Origin of the sequence: Bacillus sp. UMB0893, from assembly GCF_002858905.1 — a bacterium.
In the GTDB taxonomy this organism is placed as follows: Bacteria; Bacillota; Bacilli; order Bacillales; family Bacillaceae; genus Bacillus_P.
In genome coordinates, this window is record NZ_PKLB01000002.1 from 68,653 (window position 1) to 82,541 (window position 13,889).

A 13,889-nucleotide genomic window follows, 5' to 3' on the forward strand; every position below is an offset into this window, starting at 1 on the left:
GAGAGGAAAACATGATTAAGGTAGAAAATTTATATCACTCCTTTAAGGTAGGGAAAAAAGGCAGTGAAAAAGAAATTCCCGTGCTAAAGAATATAACTTTGCAAGTGAAAAAAGGGGAAATTGCTTCGATTGTCGGACGAAGCGGATCGGGGAAATCGACTTTGCTTAATTTGATTTCAGGCTATATACCGCCAACATCAGGGAAAATTAGTGTAGGCGGAACAGAGGTAACCGATTTTAATGAGAAAAAATGGGCGGAATTCCGCTTAAATACGTTCGGATTTATTTTTCAAAGCTTTCAGCTGATTCCAAGCCTGACGACATTTGAAAACATTGAAATGCCGTTAACTCTTAAAGGCATTCCTTCATCAGAGAGAAAAACAAGAGTCACAGAAATGCTGTACCGGATTGGTTTAGAAAATCACTCAACCCATTATCCAAACGAGCTTTCTGGAGGCCAGCAGCAGCGTGTCGGCATTGGGCGTGCATTAATTACAAACCCGGAAATCATTCTCGCAGATGAGCCGACAGGAAGCCTTGATTCTGAAACTGAAAAAGAAATTCTTGATTTAATAAAAGAATTAAACGCTGAAAAAGGAATTACCTTTTTCATTATTACTCATGATGAAGAAGTAGCCGAGTTCAGTGACCGTAAATTTGAACTCCATGATGGTGTTTTATCGGAAGGGGGCGTTCCAGTTGAAATTTAACGATCAGCTGAATCTCGTCAAGCGCAATATGAAGAAAAATCGTATGCGCGTGTTTATGACCATTCTTGCTACGACAATGGGCTGTGCTTTCTTGATTGTGCTTGCATCCGTTGGGTTCGGTATTCAAAAAAGTGCACAGGATGAATTATTGGATAATCAAGTTTTGACTCAAGTTGAGATTTCAGGAAAAGAAATTGATGGAAATTATAAAGAAATTTCTGAAAAAGAGCTGGAGGAATTACAAGAAACAGAGAATGTAACAGCTGTTGTCAGAAGATCAGATGTTTCCATGACTGCAGAGGTAAAAGCAAATCTTGAAGACCGCTCAGGATATGTAATGCCAAAACTTACAAACATGGAGCAAGAGCTGAAAGGGAATTTAGAACTTGATTCAGGCAATGTTCCAAAAAATAAGAATGAAGTGATTGTCGGCTATCACTTTGGTAAATCTTTGCTGTCAGATGAAGAAAGAAATGTCTTGGATGAAATAAATGAAAATCCAGAATCTGATCTTAAAGCGCCTGTTGGGTACAAGGGAGATCTGATTGGAAAAGAAATTGTTTTTACAATGACAGAACAAATAGACGGCAAACCAGTTGAAAAAAGCTGGAACTTAAAAATTGCCGGTATTTCGAAGGAACCGGCACGTGATTTTATAGAAGATAATACTATCTTTATCAGTGAAGAGCTAAAACCAGAAATGACTGCTTTTTCAGAACAGGCAGATGGAGCAGCAGAAAATGAAATTGCGGAATATTCTGAAGTTCTGGTGTACACATCAGGCATTGATAAGGTCGATGGAGTGACAAAAGCATTGAAGAATAAAGGATACTACGTGTTTTCTGTTACAGAGCAGCTTGAGAACATGAATTTATTTTTTAATGCCTTTAAAGCAGGCTTGATCTTCATTGGAACCGTTGCGGTTCTCATTGCATCAATCGGAATTTTTAATACAATGACCATGGCCGTAACAGAACGAACACAGGAAATTGGCATTATGAAAGCGATTGGTGCACAGCCAGGTGTCATCCGTAGAATTTTCCTGATGGAAAGTGCATTTATTGGCATCATAGGGTCAGCAGTGGGCGTCCTGATATCATATGGTATCAGCTATGCAGCCAATTTTGCGATCCCTCTCATTCTTAATTCTGTCGCAGAAGGAAGCACAGATGGCGTCGAGTTTACATTCTCGTATGTGCCGCCTAGTTTAGTATTAATCGCAAGCGGCATCAGTATAGGAGTGGCAATTATATCTGGCCTGAGACCTGCAGTAAAAGCAACAAATATTAATGTTCTTTCAGCATTAAGACGCGAGCTATAAGGTGAAGCGGGCCAATTGTGCCCGCCTTTTAATATGAAGAAGGGGGGAGTATTATATGAAAAAGTGGCTGCAGAACTTAGTTATTGCCTTTTTATTAATGCTGTTATTTTTTCTTCCAGTTAAAAATGTATCTGGAAATGGCATAGATGTTTCCATTGAAAACCAGACTGGTTTTGCATTAAAGGGTCTTAAAATCAGTTACTTTTATAATGATAAAGAGATAAAAATTCCTAGCCTGAAGCCTGAAGAGCACTTTAAAATAAATGTTCATCCAAAAGAACCCTTCAGTGAAACCTCAATGAAAATTCTTTATACCGATTTTGAGGGCAAACATCGGGAAGAAGTGATTGTCGGATATTTCGAAAAGGGATATCAGGGATCCGCAAAAGTAAAAGCAAAATCCGTTGACAGCAGCGGTGTCATCACTTTTCAGGTGGAAGAAGAGATATTTGATTATTTTGAGGCACTTTGGACATGAAGTTGGTAGGTAATGGTATTCTAAGTGACCAGCAGTATTGCCAAGTACTTCAAACTGATGAAGTCATTGGCCGGAAAAAGATTGAGATAGGCCGGATTATCCCGGAAATCGGCCGGAAAAAGATTGAGATAGTCCGGATTATCTCGGAAATCGGCCGGAAAAGGATTGAGATAGTCCGGATTATCCCGGAAATCGGCCGGAAAAAGATTGAGATAGGCCGGATTATCCCGGAAATCGGCCGGAAAAGGATTGAGATAGTCCGGATTATCTCGGAAATCGGCCGGAAAAGGATTGAGATAGTCCGGATTATTTTCTGTAAAAGACCGGAATGACCCTTTCCACCCAGAATCTCTGCTGGAGAAAAACGGGTGGTTCTGTTTTAGGTGTTGCGTTATATGAAAAAAAGGTCTAAAATCTACTATGGATCAAGAGAGAAAAACACGGGAACTTCAATTAGTTCTCGTGCTTTTTTTTGAATTTTTTCAGAAGGAGGTCAAGTTATGCCGCGTTCTCTATGGCTTTTAATTATTGGCATGATGATCAACGTTACGGGATCATCGTTTCTCTGGCCTTTAAATACAATCTATATACACGATCATCTTGGTAAATCTTTAACCGTTGCCGGAGTTGTTCTTATGTTAAACTCTGCAGCAAGTGTAGCTGGAAATTTGATTGGCGGTGTATTGTTTGATCGCTTTGGCGGTTACCGTTCTATTTTAAGCGGAATTATTCTTACGTTTGCAGCAATCATCGGGCTTGTTTTTTTCCATGGCTGGCCGACATACATTGTGTTTCTGACTCTTGTCGGATTTGGTTCAGGAATTGTTTTTCCTTCTATGTATGCAATGGCAGGCACAGTCTGGCCTCAAGGCGGAAGAAAAGCTTTTAATGCCATTTATGTTTCCCAAAATGCAGGTGTTGCTGTCGGTGCAGCTCTTGGAGGGCTTATTGCAAATTATTCATTTCAGTGGATTTTTATTGCGAACGCAGCCTTGTATGCTGTTTTTTTCTTACTTGCATGCTTCGGGTATCGAAATATAGCAGAGGGAGCATCTTCACAAACGTCCATTCTGCAGCAATCATCGAAAATTAAAAATAAAGAAAAATTTGGTGCATTGATTATTCTGTGTTCCGGATATTTGCTTGGCTGGGTAGCCTATGTCCAGTGGCAATCCACAATTGCTGCACATACACAGGAGCTTAATATCTCACTTAGCCAGTACAGCTTGATATGGACTGTTAACGGGGCTTTAATCGTTTTCGCACAGCCGCTCGTCAATACATTTGTTAAGCATTTTGCAAAATCAATCAAGAAGCAAATGATGATTGGCTTTTGCATTTTTATTCTGTCGTTTGCTGTTGTTTCGTTTGCAGAGGAATTCAGCATGTTTATGGCAGCGATGATTGTTCTTACAGTTGGCGAAATGCTAGTTTGGCCTGCTGTTCCAACAATTGCAAATGATCTTGCGCCAAAAGGCAGAGAGGGTTTTTACCAGGGGTTTGTTAATAGTACTGCGACCGGAGGAAGAATGATTGGACCTCTGCTAGGCGGAGTTCTGGTAGACATATATGGAATGAATATGCTTTTCATTGTCTTGATTGGATTGTTATTCGCGGCGATGTTCACTACTTCCATCTATGATAAAAAATTAAAAGAACAAAAGGTTGGCAAAGCCGTCATGAGTTCATAATTACATTGAAGAAGCGAGAATTCATTTTCTTGCTTTTTTTGTTTTTTTAATAGGCTTGGTTCGTTCTGTTTCAAAGTAATCTTCCTTTTTAATATGATTTTTATAAGCTGACGATGAAACTTCAATTTTTGCCCTTTGAAAAGTCTCATGTAATCTTAAACGTTCGGTTAATGCCAATTGACCCAGTTATACCTGCATAACTTAAATCAGAAAATGAATTAATCATTAGGCCAACTCTAGAAATGTTTAATCAACGAGGCTGACTGGTAAGATATTTTTCCCCGCATGTCTCTCCGATGAAATTGCTGAAAGTGTCTTAAATTGCTGATTGTGCGCTGTTTTTGGCGAGTGGAAAAGTATTTGGATCACTGTCCTGACGGCTGCCGTTGACTGCGGCTTCACGGTGAAGCGGTGAATGGTACTTATCGCTTATTCTGTAAACCGAAAAAACGTTCGGTCTAGTGATAAAGAACGATAAAAAATTTCCTGAAAATTCCTTCTATTTAATCAAGCTTATTATGTGCCTATTCACATATAATGGAAGTAAAACAAGCTTCTTTTTTTCTTTGTTCTGTACGAGCCCGAGAAGCTTGCATATCGTGTACCTGAAGTCGCGTGCCGAACTTATTACGGCTTTAGGAAGGTGATTATATGCTGCAAACAGTAATTGTGGCGTCATTGATTGGGGGGTTAATGGGTTTACTTGGACATGTTAAAAAGAAAGGAAGGATCGAAAAACCAAGAATGACAAAACGGTTCATCTACTTAGGTTTCTGGGAAGATATTGCAATGGGGATAACAGCTTCGATCCTGCTTGTATTATCTACAGAACCTCAATCCTCATTTCAGCTTGTCGTGCTTTCTATTATCGCTGGATACAGCGGGGAAGCGGTATTAAGGAGTTTTGATTTTGTCAGACAGCAGCAGGACGGCCAGCAGCCAGAAAAAGACAATGAGCGCCAAGCAAAATAATCTCCTAAAGACAAGAACTCACTTCTTAATCTCTCATAATTCATCACTTCTCATTTCGCAAAAAATGTGCATCTCTGCCGCCCATCATCCGATTTCCGCCTTTTCTTCATTTAACACCTTGCATCGCAGATCTAAATTCTATAAAATACAATATATAAAGGTATAAGATATGAACGGTGATAAGGAACAGTAATTGGCAGCAGATGCTCAGAGAATTGACGGAAGGTGCGAGTCAATCATCTATTGCCTGTGAACTCGCCTTTGAGTTACAAACGTCAACTGCAGCTATTTCTGCACAGTAATGTTTGTCGTGATCCACGTTACGGATGCTTAAGTGAGTGCCTTTTTTAGGCGCTAAATTGGGTGGTACCGCGGGAAATTTAACCTCTCGTCCCTTATTGGGATGAGAGGTTTTTTCTATTTGACCGTTTAATCTCACTTGCAGCCGTTCAAACTGAATACCAAAAGGGAAAAGCTTTGCACCAATTGAGGAGGATATATATGAGTTTTAAGCATGATAATGTCGAGAAAAAGTGGCAGAACTATTGGTTGGAAAATAAAACATTCAAAACAGCGGAGGATGAGGGCAAGCCGAAGTTTTACGCACTTGACATGTTTCCTTATCCGTCAGGAGCAGGTCTTCATGTAGGTCACCCTGAAGGTTTCACAGCAACTGACATCTTATCGCGTGTAAAAAGAATGCAAGGCTTCAATGTTCTTCATCCAATGGGCTGGGATGCATTCGGTCTTCCAGCTGAGCAGTACGCGCTAGACACAGGAAATGATCCAGCTGAATTTACTGCGAAAAATATTGATACATTCCGCCGCCAAATTCAAAGCTTAGGCTTTTCATATGATTGGGACCGTGAAATTAACACAACAGATCCTGAGTATTACAAATGGACACAATGGATTTTCCTTCAATTATATAAAAAGGGATTGGCGTACATTGATGAGGTTGCTGTCAATTGGTGTCCTGCACTTGGAACTGTTTTGGCCAATGAGGAAATCATTGATGGCAAAAGCGAGCGCGGCGGTCACCCTGTAGAACGCCGTCCTATGAAACAGTGGATGCTTAAAATTACAGCCTATGCGGACCGGTTAATCGAAGATTTGGAAGAAGTCGACTGGCCTGAGAGCATAAAAGAAATGCAGAGAAATTGGATTGGACGCTCTGAAGGAGCACATGTTCATTTTGATATTGATGGACATAACAAATCGTTTACTGTTTTCACTACACGTCCGGATACTCTTTTTGGAGCAACATATGCTGTTTTGGCACCAGAGCATGCTTATGTTTCTGACATTACAACTGCTGACCAAAAGGAAGCTGTTGCAGCATATATTGATAAAGTGAAAAGCAAAAGTGATCTTGAGCGAACAGATTTAGCAAAAGAAAAAACAGGTGTATTCACAGGAGCTTTTGCTGTAAATCCAGTAAACGGTGAAAAAATGCCGATCTGGATTGCGGATTATGTATTAGTAAGCTACGGAACAGGAGCCATTATGGCCGTTCCAGCTCATGATGAAAGAGATTATGAGTTTGCAAAAACGTTTGATCTGCCAATTAAAGAAGTAGTCGAGGGCGGAGATGTTGAGAAAGAAGCTTATACTGGTGATGGCTTGCATGTAAACTCCGATTTCTTGAACGGCTTGAATAAAGAAGACGGAATCAACAACATGATTGCTTGGCTTGAAACCAATCAAAAAGGTGAAAAGAAAATTACGTACCGTCTACGTGACTGGTTATTCTCCCGTCAGCGCTACTGGGGTGAGCCGATTCCAATTATTCATTGGGAAGACGGAACAATGTCTGCGGTGCCTGAAGACCAGCTTCCATTAGCATTGCCTAAAACAACGGAAATCCGGCCATCTGGTACAGGTGAGTCGCCGCTTGCCATTATTGAAGACTGGGTAAACGTTGTAGATCCTGAAACAGGCAAAAAAGGCAGACGCGAGACGAATACAATGCCGCAATGGGCCGGCAGCTGCTGGTACTACTTGCGCTACATTGATCCGAAGAATTCAGAACACCTTGCTGCACCTGAAAAAATTAAACAGTGGCTTCCGGTTGACACGTATATTGGAGGAGCTGAACATGCTGTTCTTCACCTATTGTACGCTCGTTTCTGGCACAAAGTTTTGTATGATATCGGAATTGTTCATACAAAAGAGCCATTCCAGAAATTATTTAACCAAGGAATGATTCTTGGTGAAAATAATGAGAAAATGAGTAAATCTAAGGGCAATGTCGTGAATCCGGACGATATCGTAAAAAGTCATGGTGCTGACACATTGCGTCTATACGAAATGTTCATGGGTCCGCTTGAAGCATCAATAGCATGGTCTGAAAATGGATTAGACGGAGCACGACGTTTCTTGGATCGAGTGTGGCGTTTATTCGTTGAAGATAATGGAGCTTTAAGTCCGAAAATCACAGACGAAATGTCTGACACATTAGAGCGCGTCTATCACCAGACTGTTAAAAAAGTGACGGAGGACTACGAAGGACTGCGTTTTAACACAGCCATTTCTCAATTAATGGTCTTTATCAATGATACATACAAAGCCACTGTTCTTCCTAAAACGTACGTTGAAGGATTTGTGAAAATGTTATCTCCTGTTGCACCGCATCTTGCTGAAGAACTTTGGGAAAAACTAGGTCATGAAGGCACAATTACTTATGAAACATGGCCAGCTTATGACGAAGGCAAGTTAATTGAAGATGAAATCGAAATTGTCGTTCAGGTAAACGGCAAAGTAAAAGCTAAATTAAGTGTTCCGAAGGATGCAACCCGTGAAGAAATGCAGGAACTTGCTTTATCAGATGTTGCTGTAAAAGAACAAATGGACGGGAAAACGGTCCGCAAAATTATTGCTGTACCTGGCAAGCTTGTCAACATCGTAGCGAATTAATTAGAAAAGCGGAAGTGCCTTGGTTAGCTCCGAAAGGCATAAAAGGTGCTGCCGGTGAAGTCTGGTTTTGACTTCATCGGCAGAACCGTGATGACCGAGGAGTTAGGCGCTGGAGCTGGACATGAAATGTGAAATCTTATAACCGCATTACTTTAGAAAGGCATGCATCCTATAGGAGCATGCCCTTTTAATCTGAAAAGCTGAAAATATCACTGCGACGCTCAAACTGGAACATGGCTCTCTTCCTTTGATATAATGAAGCCATCATACCTTGAAAGGAAGTTATCTTATTGAACGAAATTAAAGAAATTACGACAGATGAATTACATAAAAAGCTGCAAAGCGGAGAAAAGCTGAATCTTGTAGATGTGCGTGAAGATGATGAAGTAGAAAAGGGTATGATCCCCGAGGCAAGGCATATTAAGATGGGAGAAATTCCAGAAAACCTTGATGCCTTTGATAAAGATAAAGAATATATTGTCATTTGCCGTTCTGGCGGAAGAAGCGGAAATGTCTGTGCATACTTGCAGGACCAAGGGTATAAAGTGCGTAATATGACCGGCGGCATGCTGGACTGGAATGGAGAAACAAAAAAGAAAAGTGAATTAGCTTAACATGAAAATCCCTGTCTAAAGCAGGGACTTTTTTTCGTTTATCAAGAAATTGGATAAGGACAACAAGCACCAAAATGAAAACGCTATCATAAATCACTCCCCCAAAAAATACAATAAAATAAGGAGGGATGTGATATGTCTGAATATCACAAGCTTGACGTTACGGATCGGGTGCTTGCAAAGCTGCATGGAGATTTTATGGAATTGTACATCGGAAAAGAATATATCGGAAAGCTTGTCATAACTTCTGACGGACGGGAATATGAATTAGTAAGCGGATTTATCATTGAAGATGACAGGTTTTTCCGGATTTATGAACGTAATTGTGAGCTGCAGCAGCAATATGCCGAGGGGTATGATATGGGATGGTGTTAAATGTATAAGGTAGCTGTTTTTGATAAGGAGCATGAGAAGGATCTTGAGCGGGAAATCAATCATTTTTTAAAAGCAATTTCAGACGAACAGCTTGTCGATATAAAGTACAACGTGGCAGCTGCCTGCAATGAAGATGGCGAGCAGCTTTATTGTTTTTCGGCCTTAATTTTATACAGGGCATAAGAAAAGGAAGCAGCTACAGGGTAGCCGCTTCCTTTACATATTCAGCCGCATTTTTACCGGCCAGTCTGCCGGTTACAAGGGCAGAAGTAATATTGTATCCGCCTGTATAACCATGAATATCAAGAATTTCGCCGCAAAAATAAAGGCCATTCATCAGTTTAGATGCCATTTCTTTCGGATGGATTTCTTTAACGGAAACGCCTCCGCCTGTCACGAATGCTTTGTCAATGGATAGAGTGCCGTGTACATTAAACTGGAATTGCTTGCAGTCGTTAATGAATCCCCGCAATTTTTCAACGGATAGATTTGCATAGGTAATTTGCTGATCAATACCGTTCTTCTCCAGTAAAAACAGAAGATACCGTTCTGGCAGAAAGCCTTTTAATACATTCTTCACAGCTTTTTTAGGTTCTTCTTTTAACAGTTTAACCGTCTGCTGAAATAACGCTTCCTGATTCTGGTCCGGAAACGAATCTATGCTCATGGTAATGGCCGTTGTTTTAAATTTTTTCATCGCTTTTACGACATATTGGCTGCAGCGCAGGACAGCTGGTCCAGATATGCCGAAATGAGTGAAAATCATATCCATTTGGTGCGTTTTAATGATTTTCCCTTTTGGATTTAAAACACTTAGAGCTACATCCCGCAAGGATAGTCCCTGCAGCATTTTTTCCTGAATAAATGGTTCATTTGAAGTGATTGGCACTTCTGTCGGAAAAAGCTCTGTAATCGTATGGCCTGCTTTTTCTGCCCATGCATAACCATCACCTGTGCTTCCGGTGTGAGGAACACTTTTCCCTCCAACTGCAATAACCACTGCTTTCGTTGTAATGTACTCTCCATTTTTTAAATGAATTCCTGCAGTTTTTCCATCTTTATAATCAACTGTCTCAACAGGTTCATTAGTTCTTATCGTTACATGAAGCTTTTTTAGCTGATTCAGCAAAGCATCAACAACAGATTGTGCTTTATCTGTTACAGGAAACATCCGTCCATGATCTTCTTCTTTCAGCTGAATCCCAAGCTTTTCAAAAAAGAGAATGATATCTTCATTGCTGAATTCAGAAAAAGCACTATATAAAAACCGGCCATTCCCAGGAATATGCTTCACAATCTCATCAATTGGAAGACGGTTCGTTACATTGCAGCGGCCGCCTCCAGAAATGGCGAGCTTTCTGCCAAGTTTATTTCCCTTATCAAGCAGAAGAACGTTTGCTCCTTGTTCTCCGGCAGCTATTGCAGCCATTAACCCAGAAGGCCCTCCTCCGATAATAACAACATCATAGTTCATATATTCACAACCTTTATTTTCTTAAAACCAAATTTATTATCCTATTATAGCTGAATCTGGAAAAAATCAAAATACGGCTACACTATAATCGGAAATGGTATATACAAACATTATTGTTCTAGGTGTTTATTGTGTTAAAATAGAAAAGTTGAATCTTCAGAGAGAAATTGGTGATTTCGTAAATGTCGAATAATCTATTAAGAGGAACGTTTGTCTTAACGTTAGGTACATATATATCGAGAATTTTAGGGATGATTTATGTAATTCCGTTTTTCACCCTGATTGGGGAAGATGGCGGAGCCCTTTATCAATATGGATATGCTCAATATGCTGTTTTTTTAGGAATTGCAACAATGGGTTTCCCCCAGGCTGTTTCAAAATTCGTTTCGAAATATAATTCCATAGGAGATTATGCCACAAGCCGGAAAATGTTCAGAGTCGGCATATCCGTTATGTTTGGCACAGGTGTTTTAGCTTTTGCCGTTCTCTATTTTTTAGCTCCTTTTTTTGCAGAGAGTGCGCTTGGTCAAAAGGAACTAGGAAATACAACAATTGAGGATGTTGTTTTAGTCATTCGGATGGTCAGTCTTGCTCTGATTGTTGTCCCTATTATGAGCTTGATTCGCGGTTTCTTCCAAGGTCATCAGTCAATGGGTCCTACAGCCGTTTCTCAGGTTATTGAACAGATTATCAGAATTGCCTTTTTGCTGATTGCTGCATATCTTGTTTTAAAAGTTTTTAATGGAAACCTTGTAACGGCAGTAGGGTATGCAACATTTGCTGCCTTTGTTGGAGCCATAGGAGGCTTGCTTGTTCTTTTTATATACTGGCAAAGACGGAAGCATACACTCGAAGCAATGAGGGAGAATCTTGTTCCTGTCAGTAATGTAACAACCGGGGGAATGTTTAAGGAGCTATTCTCCTACGCTGGACCGTTCGTATTTGTAGGTTTAGCTATTCCTTTATACAATTATGTAGATACGAATACATTCAATAAAGCGATGGTATCTGCCGGCTTCAAAGATACATCAGCCAGCATCTTTTCAATTGTGACCCTGTATTTGCCTAAACTGGTTATGATTCCAGTATCGCTTGCTACTGCGTTTGGTTTAACTCTTGTACCGACAATTACCCGGTCCTTTACCGATAAAAATATGCCGTTATTAAACCGCCAAATTGATCAGGCGTTCCAGATCATTATTTTTTTAGTCCTTCCGGCTGTCGTAGGATTGGCTGTACTGGCAGAACCTGCGTATATGCTTTTCTATAATGATAACCCTGCAGGTGCAGAGCTATTGAGATGGTTTGCCCCAGTCGCGATTCTTTTTTCATTTTTCACAGTAACAGCAGCGGTTCTACAGGGGATCAACAAGCAAAAGCTTGCCGTGATTTCTCTTGCTTTCGGTTTAATCATTAAAATCGCTGTCAATGCTCCCCTGATTGTAATGTTTCAGGGACTTGGTTCGATATTGGCTACAGCGCTTGGATTTGGAGCATCTATTCTTTACAGCTTTGCGATGATTCACCGTCATGCCAAGTATTCCTTCCGGTTGCTTTTTAAAAGAACGGTGTTCATTGGAATTCTGACAGCCTTTATGGCAATGGTTGTCTCTGTTTCACAATCCATCCTTTCCATTTTTATTGATTACTCGGATGGGAAAATTCCGTCAGCAATTATCTTATTGATTTCGATTGGGCTAGGAGCCGGCGCTTATTTATATATTGCGCACCGATCTCATTTATTGGAAAAGCTATTTGGAAATCGTTTTTCATTTTTAAATCGAAAGGGGAAGGCTGCTGAATAAGTGCCTTCCTTTTTAAAAAGATAAGAAAGCATTAAAGATTAGCGCATTTGTGTTCAGCTCAAGCGCCTAACTCCTCGGTCAGAACAAGTCCGGCAAAAAAGTCAAAACCGGACTTTTCAGCCGGATTCTTATCTGCCATGCCTGAGCTAAACGGGCGCTATCGCTTTTCTAATAGTCAGGAGTGTACAAATTATGAGAATAGATAAACTGTTATCAAATATAGGCTATGGGAGCCGAAAAGAAGTGAAACAGCTTTTGAAAACGGGACTGGTGAAAGCAGATGGAGTCAGCATTAAGGATGCGAAAACACATGTTGATCCGGTTGTACAAAGCATTACTGTTCATGGTGAGAAGGTTGAATATAAAGAACACGTCTATTTAATGCTGAATAAGCCTGCTGGCTATTTATCAGCAACAGAGGACTCCGTGCAGGCGACAGTCATCGATTTGCTGGAGATGGAAGATGCTGTGTATAAACCATTTCCGGTTGGCCGGCTTGATAAAGATACAGAAGGTCTGCTGCTGCTTACGAATGACGGTCAGCTGTCCCATCAGCTTCTGTCACCTAAAAAACATGTTCCGAAAACGTACTTTGCTGCAATCCTGGGAAGAGTAACTGAAGAAGACGCTGAAGCCTTTAAAAAGGGTGTACAGCTTGATGACGGCTACATTACAAAGCCGGCCAAGCTTGCCATTCTTTCAGCTGGAGAGCAATCTGAAATACATATCACGATAACAGAGGGCAAGTTTCATCAAGTGAAAAGAATGTTTGAAGCAGTTGGCAAAAAAGTCGTCTACTTAAAAAGAATCAGCATGGGGCCTCTTTTGCTGGATGAGGAATTGGCACTCGGCGAATACCGTGAGCTGACAGAAGAAGAAGTGAAAGCATTGCAGAATGCTGAAGCGATGGAACTTTAAAGTGTAATGAAGAAGTTTAATAATAGGTAAGTGTACAATTAATTCAGCAGAAAAAAACCAGCCGATCTTTGGGCTGGTTTTTTTATGTATCAAAACGTTTCGATTTTACATTTTAAGTCGCTTCTTAAGAAGACATTTTTCTAACCTTCTTGGTTGTAATTGTCCATTTGCCTCTGCTTGGGCTTCGAACGAGGTCATTATACGCTAACACATTTAAATCTCTTTGAATGGTTCGTGGTGTAATACCAAATTCGTCAACTAGCTGTTGTGTTGTCACAGTACCTCTTTCATGGATAAACATGTAGACAGATTTGATACGAGTTAGCATACGGTTTGTTGAAGGTTTCAAAAAACCACTCCTTATCATTTGATCGCATGGCAAAGCCTACTACAAGCTACGATGTTCCCTACTACAGATGTTACTGTTCTTAATTTAGTTATTTAACGCTACAACAATATTTTACACGATTTCGACAGCTTCATACTAGTGAAAAGCTCGAATTTACACAATATTTACATACTTTTAATCTTATATCAAGCAGATAAAACCTTTATATCATATTTTACTATATGTAATTAATTCTGAATAGTATGACATTTATTCTTTTTTAATGC

General features: G+C 40.2%; 14 protein-coding genes and 1 other annotated feature. Of the genes, 12 read left to right on the plus strand and 2 right to left on the minus strand.

The window, feature by feature from the left end; all coding sequences use genetic code 11:
• Positions 1 to 11 precede the first annotated feature (11 nt).
• The 10 genes from CYJ36_RS05985 (at position 12) to CYJ36_RS06030 (ending at position 9,260) form a co-directional block, all read left to right on the plus strand.
• The gene (locus CYJ36_RS05985; protein ID WP_101565843.1) at positions 12 to 710 is read left to right on the plus strand and encodes an ABC transporter ATP-binding protein; all 699 of its coding nucleotides are present in this window, start codon (positions 12 to 14) and stop codon (positions 708 to 710) included.
• Positions 700 to 2,031 (plus strand): ABC transporter permease, encoded by a 1,332-nt coding sequence (locus CYJ36_RS05990; RefSeq protein ID WP_101565845.1) that lies wholly within the window; start codon positions 700 to 702, stop codon positions 2,029 to 2,031. The genes CYJ36_RS05985 and CYJ36_RS05990 overlap by 11 nt, the downstream gene beginning before the upstream one ends.
• 55 nt (positions 2,032 to 2,086) lie before the next feature.
• Complete coding sequence (locus CYJ36_RS05995; protein WP_101565847.1) at positions 2,087 to 2,509, plus strand: hypothetical protein; 423 nt, start codon at positions 2,087 to 2,089, stop codon at positions 2,507 to 2,509.
• Entirely contained in the window at positions 2,506 to 2,841 is a 336-nt protein-coding gene (locus tag CYJ36_RS06000) for a hypothetical protein (RefSeq protein ID WP_101565849.1), read from the plus strand. Before CYJ36_RS05995 ends, CYJ36_RS06000 begins: the two co-directional genes overlap by 4 nt.
• 168 nt (positions 2,842 to 3,009) lie before the next feature.
• Positions 3,010 to 4,200 carry an MDR family MFS transporter gene (locus CYJ36_RS06005; protein WP_101565851.1) on the plus strand — a complete coding sequence of 397 codons (1,191 nt, stop codon included), beginning with the start codon at positions 3,010 to 3,012 and terminating at the stop codon, positions 4,198 to 4,200.
• Positions 4,201 to 4,851: 651 nt separating this feature from the next.
• The gene (locus CYJ36_RS06010; RefSeq protein ID WP_101565853.1) at positions 4,852 to 5,172 is read left to right on the plus strand and encodes a DUF4257 domain-containing protein; all 321 of its coding nucleotides are present in this window, start codon (positions 4,852 to 4,854) and stop codon (positions 5,170 to 5,172) included.
• Between the two features lie 167 nt (positions 5,173 to 5,339).
• Positions 5,340 to 5,571, plus strand: a binding site (T-box leader).
• 102 nt (positions 5,572 to 5,673) lie between these two features.
• Positions 5,674 to 8,088 (plus strand): leucine--tRNA ligase, encoded by a 2,415-nt coding sequence (gene leuS, locus CYJ36_RS06015; protein WP_101565855.1) that lies wholly within the window; start codon positions 5,674 to 5,676, stop codon positions 8,086 to 8,088.
• Positions 8,089 to 8,378: 290 nt separating this feature from the next.
• On the plus strand, positions 8,379 to 8,702 hold the full coding sequence (locus tag CYJ36_RS06020; RefSeq protein WP_101565857.1) for a rhodanese-like domain-containing protein: 324 nt from the start codon (positions 8,379 to 8,381) through the stop codon (positions 8,700 to 8,702).
• A 135-nt stretch (positions 8,703 to 8,837) separates the two neighbouring features.
• Positions 8,838 to 9,077: a DUF2553 family protein gene (locus CYJ36_RS06025; RefSeq protein WP_101565859.1), complete on the plus strand. Its 240-nt coding sequence runs from the start codon at positions 8,838 to 8,840 to the stop codon at positions 9,075 to 9,077.
• Positions 9,078 to 9,260, plus strand: a complete 183-nt coding sequence (locus CYJ36_RS06030) for a sporulation protein Cse60 (RefSeq protein ID WP_101565861.1) — start codon at positions 9,078 to 9,080, stop codon at positions 9,258 to 9,260.
• A 13-nt stretch (positions 9,261 to 9,273) separates the two neighbouring features.
• On the opposite strand, the gene CYJ36_RS06035 is transcribed toward CYJ36_RS06030, so the two are convergent.
• Positions 9,274 to 10,551 (minus strand): NAD(P)/FAD-dependent oxidoreductase, encoded by a 1,278-nt coding sequence (locus CYJ36_RS06035; RefSeq protein ID WP_101565863.1) that lies wholly within the window; start codon positions 10,549 to 10,551, stop codon positions 9,274 to 9,276.
• A gap of 182 nt (positions 10,552 to 10,733) precedes the next feature.
• Between CYJ36_RS06035 and CYJ36_RS06040 the strand changes: the two genes are divergently transcribed.
• Both CYJ36_RS06040 and CYJ36_RS06045 read left to right on the plus strand, forming a co-directional pair.
• On the plus strand, positions 10,734 to 12,356 hold the full coding sequence (locus CYJ36_RS06040; RefSeq protein WP_101565865.1) for a putative polysaccharide biosynthesis protein: 1,623 nt from the start codon (positions 10,734 to 10,736) through the stop codon (positions 12,354 to 12,356).
• A gap of 192 nt (positions 12,357 to 12,548) precedes the next feature.
• Entirely contained in the window at positions 12,549 to 13,274 is a 726-nt protein-coding gene (locus CYJ36_RS06045) for a pseudouridine synthase (RefSeq protein WP_101565867.1), read from the plus strand.
• Positions 13,275 to 13,398: 124 nt separating this feature from the next.
• Here the strand turns inward: CYJ36_RS06045 and CYJ36_RS06050 are convergent, their stop codons facing one another.
• Complete coding sequence (locus CYJ36_RS06050; protein WP_101565868.1) at positions 13,399 to 13,623, minus strand: DeoR family transcriptional regulator; 225 nt, start codon at positions 13,621 to 13,623, stop codon at positions 13,399 to 13,401.
• Between the last annotated feature and the right edge of the window lie 266 nt (positions 13,624 to 13,889).